Annotated in this window: 17 protein-coding genes; 10 read left to right on the forward strand and 7 right to left on the reverse strand. The window is 69.2% G+C overall.

What is annotated here, in order from left to right:
- Window positions 1-122: 122 nt before the first annotated feature.
- Window positions 123-914, reverse strand: a complete 792-nt coding sequence (locus ACFYV1_RS21765) for a class E sortase (RefSeq protein WP_389397163.1) — start codon at window positions 912-914, stop codon at window positions 123-125.
- 115 nt (window positions 915-1,029) lie between these two features.
- Between ACFYV1_RS21765 and ACFYV1_RS21770 the strand changes: the two genes are divergently transcribed.
- Together ACFYV1_RS21770 and ACFYV1_RS21775 are read left to right on the forward strand one after the other, a co-directional pair.
- On the forward strand, window positions 1,030-2,040 hold the full coding sequence (locus ACFYV1_RS21770) for an SEC-C domain-containing protein (RefSeq protein ID WP_389397164.1): 1,011 nt from the start codon (window positions 1,030-1,032) through the stop codon (window positions 2,038-2,040).
- Window positions 2,041-2,106: 66 nt separating this feature from the next.
- The gene (locus tag ACFYV1_RS21775) at window positions 2,107-5,247 is read left to right on the forward strand and encodes a DUF3427 domain-containing protein (protein ID WP_389397165.1); all 3,141 of its coding nucleotides are present in this window, start codon (window positions 2,107-2,109) and stop codon (window positions 5,245-5,247) included.
- A 77-nt stretch (window positions 5,248-5,324) separates the two neighbouring features.
- On the opposite strand, the gene ACFYV1_RS21780 is transcribed toward ACFYV1_RS21775, so the two are convergent.
- Window positions 5,325-5,975 (reverse strand): ATP-binding protein, encoded by a 651-nt coding sequence (locus tag ACFYV1_RS21780; protein ID WP_389397166.1) that lies wholly within the window; start codon window positions 5,973-5,975, stop codon window positions 5,325-5,327.
- A 140-nt stretch (window positions 5,976-6,115) separates the two neighbouring features.
- Here ACFYV1_RS21780 and ACFYV1_RS21785 point away from each other — a divergent pair, with 140 nt between their 5' ends.
- Complete coding sequence (locus ACFYV1_RS21785; protein ID WP_389397167.1) at window positions 6,116-7,465, forward strand: tetratricopeptide repeat protein; 1,350 nt, start codon at window positions 6,116-6,118, stop codon at window positions 7,463-7,465.
- A 112-nt stretch (window positions 7,466-7,577) separates the two neighbouring features.
- On the opposite strand, the gene dapF is transcribed toward ACFYV1_RS21785, so the two are convergent.
- On the reverse strand, window positions 7,578-8,588 hold the full coding sequence (gene dapF / locus ACFYV1_RS21790; protein ID WP_389397168.1) for a diaminopimelate epimerase: 1,011 nt from the start codon (window positions 8,586-8,588) through the stop codon (window positions 7,578-7,580).
- 260 nt (window positions 8,589-8,848) lie between these two features.
- On the opposite strand from dapF, the gene ACFYV1_RS21795 reads away from it, so the two are divergent.
- From ACFYV1_RS21795 to ACFYV1_RS21810, 4 genes are all read left to right on the forward strand, one after another.
- A complete protein-coding gene (locus ACFYV1_RS21795; RefSeq protein ID WP_389397169.1) occupies window positions 8,849-9,223 on the forward strand; it encodes a DUF1304 domain-containing protein in 375 nt (124 codons plus the stop codon).
- A gap of 131 nt (window positions 9,224-9,354) precedes the next feature.
- On the forward strand, window positions 9,355-10,635 hold the full coding sequence (locus tag ACFYV1_RS21800; RefSeq protein ID WP_389397170.1) for a damage-control phosphatase ARMT1 family protein: 1,281 nt from the start codon (window positions 9,355-9,357) through the stop codon (window positions 10,633-10,635).
- A gap of 71 nt (window positions 10,636-10,706) precedes the next feature.
- On the forward strand, window positions 10,707-11,105 hold the full coding sequence (locus ACFYV1_RS21805) for a hypothetical protein (protein WP_389397171.1): 399 nt from the start codon (window positions 10,707-10,709) through the stop codon (window positions 11,103-11,105).
- Window positions 11,106-11,272: 167 nt separating this feature from the next.
- Window positions 11,273-12,124: an excalibur calcium-binding domain-containing protein gene (locus ACFYV1_RS21810; protein ID WP_389397172.1), complete on the forward strand. Its 852-nt coding sequence runs from the start codon at window positions 11,273-11,275 to the stop codon at window positions 12,122-12,124.
- 45 nt (window positions 12,125-12,169) lie between these two features.
- Here the strand turns inward: ACFYV1_RS21810 and ACFYV1_RS21815 are convergent, their stop codons facing one another.
- Window positions 12,170-12,778 (reverse strand): hypothetical protein, encoded by a 609-nt coding sequence (locus ACFYV1_RS21815; RefSeq protein ID WP_389397173.1) that lies wholly within the window; start codon window positions 12,776-12,778, stop codon window positions 12,170-12,172.
- A gap of 181 nt (window positions 12,779-12,959) precedes the next feature.
- Here ACFYV1_RS21815 and ACFYV1_RS21820 point away from each other — a divergent pair, with 181 nt between their 5' ends.
- Together ACFYV1_RS21820 and ACFYV1_RS21825 are read left to right on the forward strand one after the other, a co-directional pair.
- A complete protein-coding gene (locus tag ACFYV1_RS21820) occupies window positions 12,960-13,916 on the forward strand; it encodes a CHRD domain-containing protein (protein ID WP_389397174.1) in 957 nt (318 codons plus the stop codon).
- A gap of 120 nt (window positions 13,917-14,036) precedes the next feature.
- The gene (locus ACFYV1_RS21825; RefSeq protein ID WP_389397175.1) at window positions 14,037-14,339 is read left to right on the forward strand and encodes a hypothetical protein; all 303 of its coding nucleotides are present in this window, start codon (window positions 14,037-14,039) and stop codon (window positions 14,337-14,339) included.
- 124 nt (window positions 14,340-14,463) lie between these two features.
- On the opposite strand, the gene ACFYV1_RS21830 is transcribed toward ACFYV1_RS21825, so the two are convergent.
- The gene (locus tag ACFYV1_RS21830) at window positions 14,464-15,861 is read right to left on the reverse strand and encodes a DUF445 domain-containing protein (RefSeq protein WP_389397176.1); all 1,398 of its coding nucleotides are present in this window, start codon (window positions 15,859-15,861) and stop codon (window positions 14,464-14,466) included.
- 249 nt (window positions 15,862-16,110) lie between these two features.
- Window positions 16,111-16,539 carry an IS200/IS605 family transposase gene (gene tnpA, locus ACFYV1_RS21835; protein WP_389397177.1) on the reverse strand — a complete coding sequence of 143 codons (429 nt, stop codon included), beginning with the start codon at window positions 16,537-16,539 and terminating at the stop codon, window positions 16,111-16,113.
- Between the two features lie 50 nt (window positions 16,540-16,589).
- On the opposite strand from tnpA, the gene ACFYV1_RS21840 reads away from it, so the two are divergent.
- Entirely contained in the window at window positions 16,590-17,804 is a 1,215-nt protein-coding gene (locus tag ACFYV1_RS21840) for an RNA-guided endonuclease InsQ/TnpB family protein (protein WP_389397305.1), read from the forward strand.
- Between the two features lie 418 nt (window positions 17,805-18,222).
- Here ACFYV1_RS21840 and ACFYV1_RS21845 read toward each other — a convergent pair whose 3' ends face one another.
- Window positions 18,223-18,921 (reverse strand): DUF1707 domain-containing protein, encoded by a 699-nt coding sequence (locus ACFYV1_RS21845; RefSeq protein ID WP_389397178.1) that lies wholly within the window; start codon window positions 18,919-18,921, stop codon window positions 18,223-18,225.
- Window positions 18,922-18,940 lie beyond the last annotated feature (19 nt).

The following is an 18,940-nucleotide window of genomic DNA, read 5'->3' on the forward strand; positions in this document are numbered from 1 at the left end:
GCTTCCGCGCGGGCGGATTGCCGGTGGCCCAGAGGTGCGCGCCCGCGCGCGGGGGGGGGGGGGGGGCCGCCGGCCCCCCCCCCCCCCCCCCCCCCCGGCCCCGCCCCCCCCCCCCCCCGCCCTCACCGGGGCCGTACGGCGACCAGCCGCCCCCACACCACCAGCCGGTACCGCGAGCTGAACTCGGGCGTGCACGTCGTCATCGTCAGATAGTGGCCCGCCGCGTCGTAACCGGCGGCGGGCCGCACCGCGCTGCGCGGGACGGGGCCGATCACGCCGACGTCACCGGGCACGGTCCTCGGCAGCGTCCTGTCGACGGCGTAGACGAAGACGCCGTCACGGGTACCGATCTCGACGGTGTCGCCCGGGCGGAGCCGGTTGATGTACCGGAAGGGCTCGCCGTGGGTGTTGCGGTGCCCCGCCACGGCGAAGTTCCCGGCCCGGCCGGGCTGCGCGGTCGCCGGGTAGTGCCCGACGTACCCCTTGTCGAGTACGCCGCGCTTGCCCACGCCCTCCGCGACGGGCGCGACCACTCCGAGTCGGGGGATGCGGAGCACGGCGTACGCCTGGTCCCAGCGCGGCTCGTCCGGCTCCTCACCCGCGACCTCCGACGCATCCGGCCCGGGGGCGGGGTCCGCCTCCTGAACCGCCTCGGAGGCGACCGGGTCCGGAGCCGCTGCCGGTGGCCGATCCCGCTCCCATGTCCGCTCCAGGGCCTGCACCTGCCGCTCGGCGCCCTCCCTGGCCTCACGATTCGTCCACCACAGCTGGTGCACGACGAGGAGCAGCACGACGATCCCGAACGTGACGGCGACCTCCGCGGAGGTCCACAACCCGCGCGCGAGCCACACCCGCCCGCGGTTCCGCCCCCGTCCTTCCTGCCGTACCCGCCGCCGTACCCGCCGCTTCAGCACGGGCGCAGGGTAGGTCCGCGACCGTCAACTCACCAGCGTTCCGACCGCCTCCGCGCCCGTGAGCCGAAACGGGTCGCCCTCCTTCCGTACCCCGTACAGCAGTACGGTGTGCTGCATGCGCCCCGACACGCCTGCTGACCACATCGCCGAAGCCGAGCGCCTGCTGCGTACCGCCGAGCAGTATCCAAAGGACGCCGAACCGCTGCTCCTCCAGGCCGCAGCCCACCTGGAACTCGCCGGTGAGCGCGGCCGAGCGTCCACCCTCTACGACCGCCTGCTGGCGTCCGAACAGCCCGAACACCCGCAGCTCGTCAAGGCATTGCAGGCCGCCAACCTCTGGGAGTACGGCCACGAGGCCGAGGCCCGCGCCCTCATCAACGGCGTCCGCACCGCCGCCCCGGCCGAGGCCGCGCCGTGGGAGATCATCGCGGAGACGCTGGAGAACCACGACGAGCTCGAGGCGTCCCACGAGTCCTTCTCCACGGCACTGTCCATCCTCCTCACCGAGGGCGACGACGACGTCCCGTACGCGACCCGGTCCCTCCTGTCGGGCCGCCACCGCGTCCGCCGCCTGCTCGGCCTGCCGCACGACGAATGGGACTCCACGGCGGACCGCGTACACGCCTCCCACACCCCCGACGTCACCCTCGACGAGCTCCACGACCCGAAGCGCCTGTGGGCCCTGGGCTCCGACAACCCGGCCGAACTCAAGGCCGAGATCGCCCGCCTCCGCTCCGAACTGGGCTCCTACCGCTCGGCGCTGTCCCGCCCCTTCCCGGTCGCGGTCCTGCACTGGCCGGAGGCGGAGCTGACCGAACTCCTCGAGGCGTACCCGCACCTCGAGGCCGAGTACCCGACCCACGCGGCCCACCTGACGGACATCGAGGCCTCGCTGCGCGACCTGTCCGCGACGGGGACGGAGAACCTGGGCATCGTGACGGCCACGGTCCCCTCGTACGAGGCCTTCGCGGCCTCCGAACAGTCCTCCCCGTCCAACGCGGACCTCCTCCCCCAGTACGCCACGACCCTGGCGGCGCGGGGGCGGGCGGCGGCGTGGCCGCCGGCGAAGGGGGCACCGTGCTGGTGCGGATCGGGAACGGCGTACCGGGACTGCCACGGGGGATAGGCCCCGTCCCTTCGGCCTGTCAGTGACGCCTGATATCACTGGCAGTCCTAAAGGGGAGGGAATGCAATGTCAGGTCCCATCAATGCCGATCAGCCTGTCACCGGCCTGTACGAGCAGTTGATCACTCTGCGGCTCGAGCAGCAGCTCAATAGTCTGAGTAGTGATCGGTGGCATGCCATCGACGACGCGGTGGGACCCGAGTCATCGCCTCACGTCATCGCGCGACACGTGGCGGAGACAACGCGGCACGTGCTGGAAGGTCTGCCGGCAGCTGAACGTGTCCATGCTGCGAACCACATCCTCGAATCGATGAGCACCATCGAGGGAGCTCGCGAGTGGGTCGACCTCGTTGCTGATGGGCCGCGTCAACTGCTCGCGATCGCCGAGCAGGAGGCGAAGGGCGTCTACAAGATCCGACCAGTGACGCCCCTCTCCGATACCGCGCTCATCACCAACTCACCAGGAGACCCGAGCTTCGGCTTTGAGCTTCGGGCCGAGTTGGCGACCGCCGACAGCGTCGACCTGCTCTGCGCGTTCGTGAAGTGGCACGGACTTCGGGTGATAGAGCAGTCCCTCGAAGCTGCGCACGCCCGCAACGTTCCGATGCGCGTGATCACGACGACCTATATCGGTGCTACCGAGCGCCGAGCTCTGGACAAGTTGGTCGAGAAGTACGGCGCCCAGGTGAAGGTCAACTACGAGCTGCGGTCGACGCGCTTGCATGCGAAGGCATGGCTGTTCCGGCGGAACAGTGGCTACAACACCGCTTACGTTGGTAGCTCCAACCTGTCGAAAGCCGCGCTACTCGACGGCCTCGAGTGGAATGTCCGGCTCTCGTCCATCGCAACCCCTGAGGTTCTGCGTAAGTTTGAGGCGACATTTGACTCTTACTGGAGCGAATCAGCTTTCGAAGTGTACGACCCAAAGCAGGACGGGTCACGTCTCGATGCGGCTCTACAGCAGGCTGGTCGCGGTACCGCTACTGGCACCGACGGTCGAGGCATCACGCTTTCAGGTCTCGAGGTGCGCCCTTACCCCCACCAGCGAGACATGCTGGAGCGACTGGAGGTAGAACGTGCGGTCCACAACCGCCACCGGAACCTGCTCGTAGCTGCCACCGGCACAGGTAAGACGGTGATGGCTGCCCTCGACTACAGGAGACTCGTGGCCCAGCACGGCCGCAGGCTTCGGCTCCTCTTTGTTGCTCACCGCCAGGAAATACTGCGGCAGTCGCTGCGCACCTACCAGGACGTGCTGGTCGACGCAAACTTCGGCGCAGAGTTCCACAGCGGCACTGTGCCCGACGATTGGACGCACGTCTTCGCGAGCGTCCAATCGCTCAACAACCGCTCGCTGGAGCGCTTCGCGCCGGATCATTTCGACATTATCGTCATCGACGAATTCCACCACGGAGTGTCACCGACCTATCGGCGGATCATCGATCACTTCAAGCCCATTGAGCTGCTGGGCCTGACCGCTACTCCAGAACGCATGGACGGTCGCAACGTACAGGATGAGTTTTTCGATGGACGCATCGCGGCAGAAATGCGACTATGGGAAGCACTTGAGAACGAGCTGCTCAGCCCTTTCCATTATTTCGGTGTAACCGACAACACCGACATGAGCGCCATTACGTGGAAGCGCGGTGCTTACGAAACCTCCGCGCTCAGCAGCCTTTTCACGGGGAACGACGCACGAGCCCGCCTCGTCGTGCAGGCTGTACGGGACAAGATCACCGACCCCGGCTCAATGCGCGCACTTGGGTTCTGCGTCTCTGTGGCTCACGCAGATTTTATGGCTGACTTCTTCCGCCGAGCTGGCCTCAACGCGGTCGCTGTGTCTGGTGAGACACCACGCAACCAGCGCAAGGCAGCGCTGGACGCTCTACGAGATGGTGAGTTGCAGGTCATCTTCTCCGTAGACCTCTTCAACGAGGGACTGGATGTTCCGGACGTCGACACGCTCCTTCTGCTACGTCCCACATCGAGCGCGACTGTCTTTCTCCAGCAACTCGGCCGTGGCCTGCGACGCAGCGAAGGTAAGGCAGTGCTCACGGTCTTGGATTTCATTGGCCAGCATCGCAAGGAGTTCCGCTTCGAGGATCAGTTCAGAGCTCTCACAAACCTCACACGCAATCGACTGCTCTCCAACATTGAGCACGACTTTCCACAGTTGCCATCTGGCTGCCAAATCATCCTTGAGCCCAAGGCCAAAAAACTGATCATTGACAACATCCGTAGCCAGATCGGCGTCAACGTCACTCAGTTGGCGCGCGAGGTGAGTCAGTACGCCGAGTCCCGACTCTCGGCCTACCTACGCGAGAGCAGGCGCGAACTGAAGGAGCTCTACCGAGGCAGCGGCAACTCTTGGACTGGCCTTCTGCGCCGCGCAAAACTTCTGGACACTCCAGCCCCTGAAGGGGAAGCGGCACTACTCAAGAGAGTCTCGGCGTTCTTGCACGTCGATGACCCGCAACGAGTCGCTGCGTACTCCGCGCTTCTGGCGGATGACGTACCGGCATACGATGACCTGAGCGAACGGGAGCAGGCCTACGCCCGCATGCTCTACTTCTCACTCTGGCCGCTTGGCGGCTTCGCTACCTACCAAGACGCGTTGCAATACCTCCAGCCGCAACATGCCTTCCGTAACGAGCTTCGCCAGGTCTTGGCTCACAACCTGGAAGGCACGGACCATGTTCCGGTGCCACTCACAGGCGAGTTGGCCAGCCTGCCGCTCACAGTGCACGCCTCGTACAGCCGTGAAGAGATCCTTCCTGCCTTGGGCCAATCCACCATCGGCGGCTTCATGCCAGGGCACTTCCGCGAGGGCGTGAAGTGGTGCGAGAGCATCCAGACCGACGCTCTGTTGATCACGCTAGAGAAGGACGAGAAGGACTTCTCCCCGCAGACGCGCTACCGCGATTACGCCATGAACAACTTCCGCTTCCACTGGGAGTCCCAGAATCAGACGTCGGATCACTCCCCCACTGGCCTGCGCTACCAAACGCACAGAGAACGCGGCACGAACGTCCTCCTGTTCGTGCGCCGCTATAAGAACACCGACATCGGCGGACCGCAGCCGTGGATGTTGCTTGGCCCCGCTGACTTCGTCGAGCACAGGGGCAGCAAGCCCATGAGCATCACATGGGAGTTGCGGCACGAGATCCCTGCGGATGTGTGGACTTACTCAGCCATCGCCGCGAGCTGACCAAGTTGTCCTCTGGCTCCCTGCGCGCTCGGCTGTCGCCGCCTTCGACAGTCCGCACTATTCGACCAACCTATCGGTCAAAGGTCGCTTTCCACCCGCGACTGGGCCTGGTCTAGGGCCTCGTCCGAATCGCAGCCGTGGGCGCGGAGCCACAGGAGGAGGTCGGTGATCACGTCGATCGCCGACTCCTCGGCCGTGACGATGCGCAAGCGGCTGCGGTCATCCATCGCAGGGTGTCGGACGGAGGTGTAGAGGCCGATCAGCGCCTCGGCGCGTGTGACGCCCGGGTCGCTGAGATGGCCATTGGGCGCCGTCAGACCCGTGGCCATCTCGCACCAGGTGACTTTGCTCTCCGGGCGGAGGATGACGCCCCAGCGGTCGGCCACGGCGTCCACCAGGGCCATGCCACGGCCGGCCTCGTCTTCAGCGCGGGGCGAGAGCAGCGTGGGCAGGACACGGGTGTCAGGGTCCCGGACTTCAAGGCGGAGGAAGGTGCCGTTCATCGACACCGCCAAGGTCGTGGGAGTCAGGTCCCCAACATGGCGAATCACATTCGCCACCAGTTCCGTCACGCAGAGCCGCACTGCATCCGTGAGGTGTGGCAAGCCCCATTGGCGCAGGTGCAGTTCCATGACGCGACGTAGCGCGGCGAGCTCCCGAGCCTCGGCCAGAAACGGCAACTCCCACGTCTGTCGCCGCACTTCGCTTCGACACGCGTTCACGTCCATCAGTCCGCTCCGACTTGTTCACCGTGTGCCGCCCGACACTCGAGCGCGCTAACGTTCAGTGAACAGCCACACACGGCGGGTGGGTATTGCTTGTGGCTGGCAGGGAGTTGAAAGTCCTGAATTTCGGGGAAGGCAACGTCATGAGTGTCCGCACACCGAACCGTGCCCTCGCTGCCCTCCTCACCGAGGCCCGCTGGACGAACGGCGAGGTCGCCCGCGCGGTCAACAAGGTGGGGGCAGAACTGGGGCTGTTCCTGCGCTACGACGACTCCGCCGTGTGCCACTGGCTGACCGGGACCACACCGCGCAAGCGGGTACAGCCAGCAGTCGTGGAGGCATTCTCGCGGCGGCTGTCACGGCCGGTGACGCCGAGGGATCTGGGGTTCGACGACAACGCGGACCCCACGGCCCAAGCCCCGGATACGGTGACGGGACTGGTCGAACTGGGGAGCGTGGACATGGACCCATCCCGCAGAGCGGTACTCGGCAGTGTCGGTCTCTACTCCATCGCGGCGCTGATCCCAGGATTCACTGATCTCGTGGGCCGTTTCGAGGCCTATCGACGCAATCCACACCTACGCATCGGCCAGGGCGAGGTCAACGCCGTCATTGCCATGTCCGAGCGAATCAGCGAGATAGACGACATGTTCGGGGGGCGGCACGCGCGCCCTATGGCGGCGGCATTCCTCGTGAACACCGTCGCTCCGTACCTCAAGGCCGACGGTCCTCAATCCATTCGCAGAGCGATGCTGTCGGCAGCCGCCGACCACTGCTACCTCACCGGCTACATGGCCATGGACGAACGATCCGACGGACTTGCCCAGCGCTATTACACGAAGGCACTCGAGCTGGCCGGGGGCGCGGACGACCATCTCACGTACTGCACGACGCTACGCGGCATGAGTGTCCAGGCCGTGGACCTGGGGCATGGCGCCAAGGCACTCCAACTGGCCGACGCCGCCGCGGCCGCGACCCCGCAGGCCGGCCCTCGCATGCTGGCCTTCCTCGCGGGTCAGCAGGCTCACGCGGCAGCTCGGACCGGCGACCGGTCAACCGCACTGCGCAGGATGCACGAGGCCGAGTCGGCGATGGACCGAGCCGAGTCGCGCGTGACGGCATTCCGTTCGTACGACCCTGCCGCGTTGAACTACCACATAGGGCAGGTCCGCTACGAACTCGGCGACGTCGCAGGTTCGGTGGCGTCTTTGGAGGAGTCGAACCGGCTGCGCGCGCCCGTTTACCGGAGAATCCGCGTCCTTCGCGAGGCAACGCTCGCCGAGCGGAAATTGCGGCTGGGGCATTTGGAAGAGGCCTGCGGCGGTTGGCACCGGATGCTGGACGACTACGAACATGTCCAGTCGGGCCGCTGCGACGACCGTTACCGGGCCATGATGGCCGCCATCCGGCCCCACCTGCGGAACGCGCACGCACGCGAACTGCACGAGCGATCCCGCCCCTTGGCGCCGGGCAGACCTGGTTTCGGGCAATAGGAGAATGATCTGACGCCGGTGTGCCGTCGGCCGGTGCGGGGACGCCTTCTCCGGCGGGAAACGCGCGAGGAGTCCAAACGGGCATTGGCGCGCGGCGCGACCGCAGCCGGGCTCAGACGCCCGTCGGGCCCTCCAGGGAGGTCTCGATGCCCGCTTCCTTCAGCGCGGCGAGGTTGTCGCTGCTCAGTGCCGCGAACGCCGCCGCCTCGTCCGCGAAGGTCTCGCGCTCGTGGGCGATCGGGCCCTCGCCCAGCAGCGCCGCCGGGTCGAGTTCCGTGGCGTAGACCTTGGTGCCGTTGCCCTCGAGGACGGGCTGCCACCGGTCGCCGTCGGTCTGCATCCAGCTGCGTGCCACGCCGCCGGCGTTGCGGATGACGACCGGCTGCCCGGGCTCGGCCCTGCCCAGGCGGGAGAGGACCGCGCGGGAGGCGGAGTTGCCGGAGCCGCAGGACGGGGTGAGGCCGGCGCCGCGCTCGAAGGTGCGGACGAAGGCCTCGGTGTCCGTCAGGGGGCGTACGAAGGACACGTTCGCGCCGATCGGGAAGGCGCCGGGAGCAGCCGCGACGCGGCTTCCCGTCTCCACGAGCTCCGCCTCGTCGTAGGCGTCGTCGAGCACGGTGATCAGGTGCGAGTTGGGTACGGCGAGGGCCGACACGCGTCGGGAGGCGTGGTAGGCGGGCAGCCGCTGGTCCACGAAGGGGCCGTCGGCCCCGGCGACGATGGGCTCGGCCGGGGTGAAGTCGACCGGCGGGAGCGCCACGGACACCTGGCGTACGCCGTGCGGGGTGGTGTCGGCGGCACGGACGGTGAACGAGTACGGTCCGGTGCGCATCACGACCTGATCCGCCTGGTAGCGGTCGAGCAGCAGACGGCCGGCACCGCGCATGCCGTTGCCGCAGAGGAGCGACGCGGAGCCGTCGGGGTTGTAGAAGTGGGCCTGGGCCGTCCCGTCACCGTTGTCGGCGATGAAGTACACGCCGTCGCCGCCGAGCCCTCGGCCGCGGTCGCAGAGCGTCCGCACGGCACGCGCGACGTCCGCTTCCGCGAAGTGGTCGGTGGGGGCGCCGTCGATCACGAAGATGTCGTTCAGGCTGCCGTGCGTCTTGATGATCGAGAGAGCCATCGTGTTCCGTCCGTCGTCCAACCGGCCCTCTCGCCGGGACCAGCTTGATCCTCCCAGTCTAGGCGGTATGGACAGATCGCCGTCGGCGTGCGTCCTGGTGCCGGTCGGCAAGGGGCGCGAAGGCAGGGGCGGCCCTCACCGACAGAGGCCTCGCCGGGGCCGGGCCGCCCGGCACGCGGCCTCGGAGTGAACGGGTGAACCGGGCGGACCGGCAGAGTGTCGGATCACAGCCCGTGCGGCTGCCGCCGACCATGAGGCGCATGAATGCCGTCAGCCAGGTCTTCGCCCTGGTCGCCGCCGCGATCCACGTCGTCGTGTGGCCGCTGGAGAGTTTCCTCTACGGCCGGCCCCAGGTCCGGGTGCTCCTCACCGGCAGCACCGCTGACGCGCCGGAGGTCCGGCTGTGGCGCGTCAACGTCGGCTTCTACAACCTGTACCTCGCGCTCGGTCTCGTCGCCGGGTTCGTGGCCCTGCGCCTGGGCCACGAGTCCGTCGGCCGGACACTGATCGTCTACATCTCCTTCTTCATAATCGCGGGCGGGATCACGCTCCTCGTCTCCGCCCCCGGGCTGTGGCGTGGTTCGCTCGGGCAGGCGCTGCCCCCGGCCGTCGTGCTGATCGCCGACCTCTTCTGACCGCTTCCGCCCGAGCTGCCCTTCCGCTCGAGCGGCCCTGCGGTCGAGCGGCCCTCCGGTCGGCATCATGGGGCGAGCCGTCGGCGGCGCACCGGCCGCGGCCCGCAACGACCGAGGAGCAGCTGAGCCCGATGTCCGCAGACGCGACGCCCGCAAGCCACGACGATGCCGCACCCGTGATCCTCGGCAACGAGCCGGGATCGTTCGCCTGGAGCGTGCTGGCCAAGCGCCACCCGGCGCTCATCCGGCAGGTCCGCGACGCGTTCCCGTTCGGGCCCGCGCAGCACGCGGCGCTCGACGCGCTTCTCGCCGAGACCACCGACGGGGTGATCGAACCGCTCCCGGCGGACGCTCACGACCGCGAACGGTGGGCGGCGTGGGGGGACGGGTGCTTCGGGCGGTCGTGGTTCGACGTGCCGTTCCTGTGGGCGGAGAGCTACTTCTATCGCAGGCTCCTCGGCGCGGTCGGACACTTCACGCCCGGCCCGTGGCAGGGGATCGAGCCCTTCGCGCCGTTCAAGGCCGCCGAGCTGCGCGGCTCGACCGTCGACGACGAGCTCGCCGCCCTCGACGAACTGTCCGGGCGGCCCGCCGACGTCCAGGCGCCCGCGCTCCTCGGCGCGTCCCTGTGGGGCAACCGGGCCGACCTCGGCTTCCGTCTCGATTCGGGTGGTCCGCGGTCGACGTCACCAGGCGCCGAAACCGGGACCAGGACCAGGACCGGCACCGGAATCGAGACCGGGACCGGCACCGGCACCGGGCTCGTCGCCGACGACAGCGCGGCTCTGTGGTCGCTGCTGCCGGCCGGCGGCGCGGCGGCCTCCGTGCACCTCGTCGCGGACAACGCCGGGCGCGAGCTCATCCCCGACCTCGTGCTCATCGACCATCTGCTGCACGCGGGCCGCGCCTTGCGCGTGGTGCTGCATGTGAAGCCGTACCCGTACTACGTGTCCGACGCCACCATGTCGGACGTCGTCGACAGCGTGCGCCGCCTCACTCAGGCGGCGGCACCAAGGGCGGCGGGATACGCCGCGGAGATCGGGCGGCGCCTGTGGAACGCGATGGCCGACGGGCGGCTCGAGGTCCGCGCGCACGACTTCTTCCGCGCACCGTTTCCGTACGCCGCGATGCCCGACACCCTGCGGAAGCAGTTCGCCGAGGCCGCGGTGACGATCGTGAAGGGCGACCTGAACTACCGCCGTCTCGTCGGAGACCGGCTCTGGGAGCCGACCACGCCCTTCGGTGAGCGGACCGCGTATTTCCCGGGACCGGTGGCGGCGCTGCGCACCCTGAAGTCCGACGTGATCACCGGCCTGGAGCAGGACACCGTGGCCACCCTCGACGCGAGTGGGCAGCCGTGGCGCACCAGCGGGACGCATGCGCTGGTCCAGGTAGCGGCAGGAGGCCGGTGACAGAAGCCGGCCGGGGGCACGAACCAGCTGAGGTGTACGGGTTGTCGTTGGGCTGCGGCATCCTGCCGTGCATGACCCCATCGACGCTCACGGACCTGGAGAACGCCCTGCGCGCCTGCTGGGCTGCCGACACCTGTTCGCCCGACGATCTCGATCGGGCCGGGTGGCACGCCGACAACCCGGCGTGGGGGCACTGCGACATCACGGCCCTCGTCGTGCACGACCTCTTCGGAGGCGAGCTGGTGCTCGGCGAGGTGCACCTGGCCGGCGAACAGCACGGCTTCCACTGGTGGAACCGGCTGCCCGACGGTACCGAGGTCGACCTCACCCGCGACCAGTTCCGGCTCGGCCAGGCCGTCACCGCAGGTCGTGCGGTCACCAGACCTTCCGGCCGGCCCCGGCGGCGTGCGCAGGAGTACGAGCTGTTGCGCCACCGGGTTCTGGCGCGGCTGGCCCGCCCCGGCGGGTGAGGCGCGCGTACGCGGCATGTGGCCGCGTCCCACGCGACGGCTCAGCCTTCGCCGCACCACCTTCATGCACACAATTTGATCACAACTTCTCCATACCATCCCCGAGTTGCTCACCGGAGTGCCACGATCAGCTTTCGTTTTCTGTTCAACGGCCTTGGGGGGCTCACATGGCAAGAAGCGCGATACGCACGCGGGTTGTGCCGGTCGTCTGCGTGATCGGGATGGCCGCCGCGCTCGTCGGGTGCGGCGGGGAGGACGACGGCGCCGACGCCAAGCCGGTCGCCGCGTCCTCGAGCGCCGCGCCCACCCCGTCACCGACGGCGCCGCCGAAGCCCGCGCTCAACCTCGACGACGACGAGGCGGGCGCCGGCACCGGAAAGGAGATCGTGGTGGAGGTACTGGCGAACGACTGGGTCACCCCCGCAGGAGCCTCCGCCCAGTCGCTCGAGAACGCCTGGCCCGCCGGGGAGTTCACGCTCACCGTCGACAGCGCGCCGGGCAACGGGACCGCCGTCGTCGACGGCACCGGCATCACGTACACACCCGCCGACGGTTTCGGTGGCGAGGACGAGTTCACGTACCGCGTCGCGACGGACGGCACGGACAGCGTCTCGGCCACCGCTGTCGTGCGGATCACGGTCACCAAGCCGACCCCCACCCCGACTCCCACTCCCACCGCCAAGCCGAAGCCCAAGCCCACTCCCAAGCCGGTTGCGATGTACGAGAACTGCGACGCCGTACGCGCCGCCGGTGCCGACCCCATCCACGAGGGAGAAGCCGGGTTCGGCCCGCACCTCGACCGCGACGGGGACGGCGTCGGCTGCGAGCCGTACTACGGCGACGGCGGCTCGAGCGGCGGCGGCAGCGGAAGCGGCGGTACGACCGGGGGCGGGTCGGGCAGCACGTACTACGCCAACTGCTCCGCCGCACGGGCCGCCGGGGCCGCGCCGGTCCGCGTCGGAGATCCCGGGTACGGGCGGCACCTCGACCGCGACGGAGACGGCGTCGGCTGCGAGTGACGCGGCCGCCGGGGAGCAGGCCGGGGGCAGGAGGGGGGAGGCCGGTCAGGCCTCGGTCCTGATCAGTTTGCCGTCGGCGGCGATCACGAACCACTCGCCGTCCAGGCCCTGGCCGTTCACGTCGCCGGCCGTCACGTCGCCGACGTAGTAGTACAGCGGCCAGTCGCCGTAGACCGCCTGCTCCGCGCCCGCGCCGAGCTTGACCTCCTCGAGGAGTGACGCGTCGGCCCCGCCCTGCGCGGTCACGTCCTTGGCCGAGATCAGCGCGGGCCAGACGGCGATGCAGTCGGCGTCGCAGTCGGCCCGGCCCGGCTTGTCCTTGGTGAAGCCGTACAGGGTGCGGCCCTGGTCGTCGACCAGGATCGTGCCGAGCTCCGTCTCTGCCGTGCGGACCGAGATGGAAGGGGCCGGTGCCCGCTCGGGCGGTGCGGTGGGGGCCGGCTGCTCGCCGGTGGACGGGTCGGCCTCGGCCGGTGCCCCGGCTCCGGCGTCGGCCGGGGGCTGCCGGTCCGCCTGCTGCCCGGCGGCACCCGCGCCGTACGACGAGCCGGAGCCCCCGGAGTCCTCGCACGCGGTGGCGGTCAGCAGCGCCAGGGCCGTCAGCGAGGCTGCGGTCAGGGCCTTGATGCGGCCACGGTTGCGGGTGCTGCGCATGGTGGGGTCCCTCTGCTTCCGGTGCGGTGGGGGGCGGGCGTACGGCGGGTGGTACGGCGTCAACTGACCGGCTGTTCAATCGGATTCGACGGATCTCTCGTTGAACGAGCCGCGCGGGCGACGCGTACCAGTCCCCGACCGGCCACGACCGGGCCGGCCCCCGAGGAGAGGTTCATCCGCAATGCACAAGCGCACTCTCGCCGTGTCGGCCGCCACCCTCGTGCTGGCCGTGGCCGGTGTCGTCCCAGCCGTCGCACACGACGGCCACGGAGGGGGGCGAAGTACCGCGCAGTCCGCGTCCGCGTCCGCGTCCACGTCCACGTCCACAAAACCCGGCCACGGCAAGGCCGTCACCTACGCCGTGATCCTCACCGGCGCGCACGAGGTGCCCGACGAGAGCGGGGCGGCGGTGAACGACCCCGACGGGAAGGCGGTCGCCCTGATGCAGGTGAAGGGCGACCGGGTGGTCTTCGCGATGCAGTGGGAGGGGTTCGTACCGAGCCAGGGCCACATCCACCAGGGCGCAGCGGGACAGAACGGCGACGTCAAGGTGGCGCTGTTCGGGACGCCGATGCCCGACTCGCTGCACTCGGCCGCCGGGCACACGACGTTCACGGACGCCGCGCTGGCGAAGCGCATCGTCGAGCACCCGTCCGGGTTCTACATGAACCTGCACAGCGAGGAGTTCCCGGGCGGTGCCGTGCGCGGGCAGCTCAAACAGCTGCACAAGAACATCAACCCGCTCCACATCATCAAGGGCGGCAAGCTGCGGGCCCTGGCGAACGGCGCCCAGGAGGTCGCCGACAACGACGCGACGAAGGTCAACGACCGGGACGGGAAGGCAGTGACGTTCCTGCACCCCAAGGGCCGGACCGTCGACTTCTCGCTCGCCTGGGCCGACATCAAGGCGCCCAGCGCCGCGCACATCCACAAGGGCGACTTCGGCAGGAACGGCGACGTGGTGCTCGGCTTCTTCGACAAGCCTGTGCCGGAGGGGCTGTTCGCCGTCTCGGGGCGGCTGAACCACCAGCACGCCGGGCTGGTGAAGGAGATCCGCGACAACCCGTGGGCCTTCTACTCCAACATCCACACCGAGGAGTTCCCGGACGGGGCGGTCCGTGGCCAGCTCTTCCACTGACTGGGAAGATTCACAGGAAGCAGCGACAACGGCGGGACCGGGCAACGGCGAGAACGGCAACGGCCCGGCCTCGGATACGACATGACAGCAACGGAAGCAAAAACGCGAAAGGCGGCAGCGATGGCCAGGGTTCCCGCAGCGGCGGTGGCGGCAGGCGGACTCGTCGGCGGGTACGGGGTCGCCCGCTGGACCCGGAAGCAGCCCCTCGGCGGGCCGGCCCTCGCCGCGGCCGGAGCCGTGGCGGCCCGGCAGTGGCACCATGACGCCGGGCCCAAGGCGGCGGCCGGGCTGAGCGCCGCGTACGTCGCCGCGTTCGCCGGGTCGCATCCGCTCGCCAGGAGGATCGGCGCATGGCCGGCGGTGTTCACGGTGGCCGCCGGGGTGGCACTGGCCTCGTGGACGGTCACCCGGCGCGGTCACTGACCGGGGCCGGAAGCCTTCTCGTCCCGGATCCCCGAGTTCGGCTGAACGCTTCCGGCACTGCGCACGTATTCATCCGTACCTCCCCCAAGAGGCGCTGGGCGCGTGACTGTCGGGCAGGGACCGGTCACGCGCCCAGCGCATGGGCGACGGTGTAGATGACCAGGCCGGCCAGCGCGCCGACCACCGTGCCGTTGATCCGGATGAACTGCAGGTCGCGGCCGATGTGCGCCTCGATCTTCTTGGACGTGTGCTCCGCGTCCCAGCTCGCGACGGTGTCCGAGATGAGCGAGGTGATCTCGCCGCGGTACGTGCTCACCACGTACACCGCCGCGTCCTCCACCCAGCCGTCGACCTTCGCCTGCAGCCGGCTGTCCGTCGCCAGGCGCGAGCCCAGGGAGAGCAGGGAGGCGCGGGCCCGCAGACGCAGTTCGCTGCGGTCGTCCTCCGCCGCCGAGATGATCATGGCTCGTACGGAGGCCCAGGCCGACGCGATCACGTCCTGCACCTCCGAGCGCGACAGCAGCTCCGACTTCATGCGCTCCACGCGTGCGCGGGTGTCCGTGTCCGACTGGAGGTCCGAGGCGAAGTCGCCGAGGAAGCGGTCGATCGCCCCGCGCGCCGGATGGCCCGGCATGTCACGCATCTCGGTGACGAAACGCAGCAGCTCCTTGTAGACGCGCTCGCCGATCTTCTTGTCCACGAAGCGCGGGGTCCAGCCGGGCGCACCGCCCTCGACCGCGTCCATCACCGAGTCGGAGTGGAAGACCAGCCAGTCGTGCGCACGGCTGCAGATCAGGTCGACGGCACGGTGATGTGCGCCGTCGGCGACCACCTTCTGAAGCGTCTTGCCTATGCCGGGCGCGATCTCGACCGCTTCCGCGCGGCGCGTGATCGCCTCTCCGACGACTGCCTGCACGTCGGAGTCGCGCAGCACGGTCAGCGCGCCGCGCAGGGCCGTGGACAGTTCTGCGGTGACCCGGTCGGCGTGCGCGGGCTCGGCAAGCCAGGCACCGAGCCGGCTGCCGATGCCGACGGCGCGGAGCCTGAGCCGTACGACGTCCGAGGAGAGGAAGTTCTCGCCGACGAACGAGCCGAGCGAGGCGCCGAGCTGGTCCTTCTTGTTCGGGATGATCGCGGTGTGCGGGATCGGGATGCCGAGCGGGTGCCGGAAGAGGGCCGTGACGGCGAACCAGTCGGCGAGCGCGCCGACCATGCCGGCCTCCGCGGCGGCCGCGACGTAACCGGCCCAGCCGCCGAGGCCCTCGTTCTTCGCCCAGGTGGCGAGGACGAAGACGAGCGCGACGAGCACGAGGAGACCGGTCGCCGTCGTCTTCATACGGCGCACTCCGCGCCGCTTCTCCTCGTCGGCCTCGGTGTACGCGAAGGGCGGCAGCACCGTCGAGGGGGCGGGGCCCGCCTCGGCCCGGCGGCCCGGTCCGGGCCCGGGGCCGGGCCGCGGCGCCTGCCGCTCCCCTACGGCCCGGTCGCCGCCGGCCGGCTCATCCGGTTCTGTACGTTCCATCCACTCCACCCGTCCACGCCCGCGCCCACATCCGCGCCCACATCCGCGTCCGCGTTCACGTCCGCGTTCACGTCAGCACCGCATCCGTACGCAATGTCCGTACCACTCGTCCCTACATCAGGTACTCCTGGGCGGCACATCGAGTTCCCGGACCGTGCCGGATGTGATGTGTCCATCCCTCTCTTCGGAGGGAATCCTCGCCTTTGGGCGGGGAGGGAATCCGATCTCATGATTGCTCTGACCCGCAGGTCACGAGGGGCGTTTTTGCTGCTCGATGTACTGCTTGACGATGCTCAACGGTGCTCCGCCACACGATCCGGCGAAGTAGGAGCCGGACCAGAACCGGCCGTGCATGATGAAGCGGTTGACGTGGCCGGTGAACTCCTGGCGCAGGTACCGGGAAGAGACGCCCTTGAGGGAGTTGACCAGGTTCGACAGGGCGACCTTCGGTGGGTAGTGCACCAGGAGGTGCACGTGATCCTCTTCGCCGCTGAACTCGATCAGCTCCGCACCGAAGTCCGTACACACGTTCCGCATGATCTCCTCGCAGCGCGTAAGCATCTCGTCGTTGAAGACCCCGCGCCGGTACTTCGTCACGAACACCAAATGCACGTGAAGGTTGTAGACGACGTGGCGGCCCCGTCGAATATCGGTATTTGGTTCCCAGCGTGGTGACATGAACCAAGCGTTGTATGTTCGACGAACCCGACCGGAAGGGGGTGGGCCGGATGATCCGTGCGTACAAGTTCCTCATGCGGCCCACCGTGGGCCAGACAGCCGCGCTCGGCGAGATGCTGCGGGATCACTGCTCCCTCTACAACGGGGCGTTGCAGGAACGCCGTGATGCCTACCGGCACGTCTCGAAGACGAGCATCAGGTACGGGCAGCAGTCCGGGCAGCTCAAGGAGATCCGGGCGTTCGACCCGGAGCGCCAGGGCCGGTGGTCCTTCTCCTCGCAGCAGGCCACACTCCGCCGTCTGGACAAGGCGTTCGCCGCGTTCTTCCGTCGGCTCAAGGCCGGTGACACGCCCGGCTACCCACGATTTCGCGGGGTGAACTGGTACGACACGGTGGACTTCCCGAAGGACGGGGACGGCTGCCGTTGGAACAGCACGCCGCACGACCCGGTGACCCGCGTCCGCTTCCAGGGGGTCGGGCACGTCAAGGTCAACCAGCACCGTGCGGTGGTGGGCAAGGTCAAGACCGTGTCGGTCAAGCGTGAGGGCCGCAAGTGGTTCGTCGTGCTCACCGCCGAGCAGGAACAGCCCGAGCCGCTGCCCGCGACGGGCAGCGTGGTCGGTATCGACCTCGGCATCGCCTCGTTCCTCACCACCTCCAACGGTGAGCACGTCGCCAACCTCCGCCACGCCCGCAAGGCTGCCGCGAAGCTCGAAGCCGCGCAGCAAGCCCTGTCCAGGTTCCCGCGCCGCAAGGCCAAGGACCGCACCAAGAACCACCAGCACGCCGTCGAAAAGGTCGCGACTGTGCATGGCAAGGTGCGCCGGCAACGGCTCGACCACGCGCACAAGACCGCGCTGGGCCTGGTCCGTGAGCACGACTTCATCGCGCACGAAGACCTCAAGATCCGCAACATGAGCAAGGCCCCCGCGCCGAAGCCCGACCCCGAGCAGGCGGGCGCGTTCCTGCCCAACGGGGCCGCGAGCAAGGCAGGGCTGAACCGCTCGATAGCTGACGCCGGGTGGGGGGTGTTCCTCGCGATCCTGAACGCAAAGGCTGAGAGTGCCGGGCGGGAAGTGATGGCCGTGGACCCCCGCAACACCTCACGGCGGTGCCCCGAATGCGGGCACACCGCCAAGGAGAACCGGCCCACACAGGAGAAGTTCCACTGCGTCGCCTGCGGCCACACCGCGCACGCCGACGTCGTGGGAGCAACCAACGTTCTACGGGCCGGGCTGGTCCGTCGCAACGCCAACCCGGCATAGCGAGAAGCCACCCCGTTCACGGGGTGGAGGAGTCACAAGTACACATCAGCTGCGCCGCGCCGCTGCTGTGGCGGGCTGCGCCACCATTCCTGGGAGCCACTGGGCGTGGCGTGTTCCCCGCCCCGCCCTCCCCCTACGGTCTGGCGGCCATGGAGGTGCCCCCATCCCGCGACCGGGCTCCGCCCGGACCCGTTCACCGCGCTCCGCGCGGTGTTTCGGGGGCTCTGCCCCCAGACCCCCGCGCCTCAAACGCCGGCGAGGCTCCTTGGAGCCCGACCGGCGTTTGAGGCCACCGCGCGAAGCGCGGTCCGGGACCCGCCGGAGCGGTACAACGGCCCGGCGCGCAGGGCGGCACCGGGGCGCCGGGGCTCGTCCCGGTTCGGGAAGGGCGGGTAGGGGACCAGGCCCGCACCGGCCGTCACGCGCCGCCGAGCTCCTTGCGTCCCTCACCCTTACGGAGCCTGCGTTCCGCCTCCCGCTCCGCCTTGAGCTGCTGCTTCTCCGCCCTGGTGAGCTTGCGCTGCACGGCCACCCCGCCCATCAGTGCCAGCCCCCTGATGATCACGCGGGGCGCGTCCGGGTCGGGGGCCGCCTCCACGCTGCCGTGTTCGTCGAAGCCGCCCATCAGGCCGATGCCCCTGACCTCCACGTTCAGGCCGGGAGGCACGGTGACCTGGATCCCGCCCATGACGGCGACGCAGTCGATCACGGTCTCGCGGTCCTCGAACCGCGCCTCGCGCAGGTCCAGCTCACCGCCGCCCATCAGCGCGAACGCGGTGAACCTCCGTCCCACCGTCCACGTACCGCGGCGCCCGAAACCGCCCCAGAACGAGAACGCGCCCTTCGAGGTGGCCCGGCCGCCGACCCGGCCGGACCAGGAGCCGCGGGCCGGCGCGGCAGAAGAGGCGGATGACACGGAGGCGGGGCCGGACGTCGCCGGCAGATCCCGTACCAGCGGCTCCAACTCACCGCGCGTACGCGCCCGGTAGGCGATGTCCAGACGCTGGTCGAACTCGTCCATGTCGAGCCGCCCCTCCGCCACGGCATCCCGCAGGCGCTCCGCGACCTGCTCCCGTTCGGCATCGGAGGCACGCATCTCAGGGAGTTCGCTCGTCATACCGTCAGCCTAGTCAAAC

Source organism: Streptomyces sp. NPDC003023 (genome assembly GCF_042888225.1).
Lineage (GTDB): Bacteria > Actinomycetota > Actinomycetes > Streptomycetales > Streptomycetaceae > Streptomyces.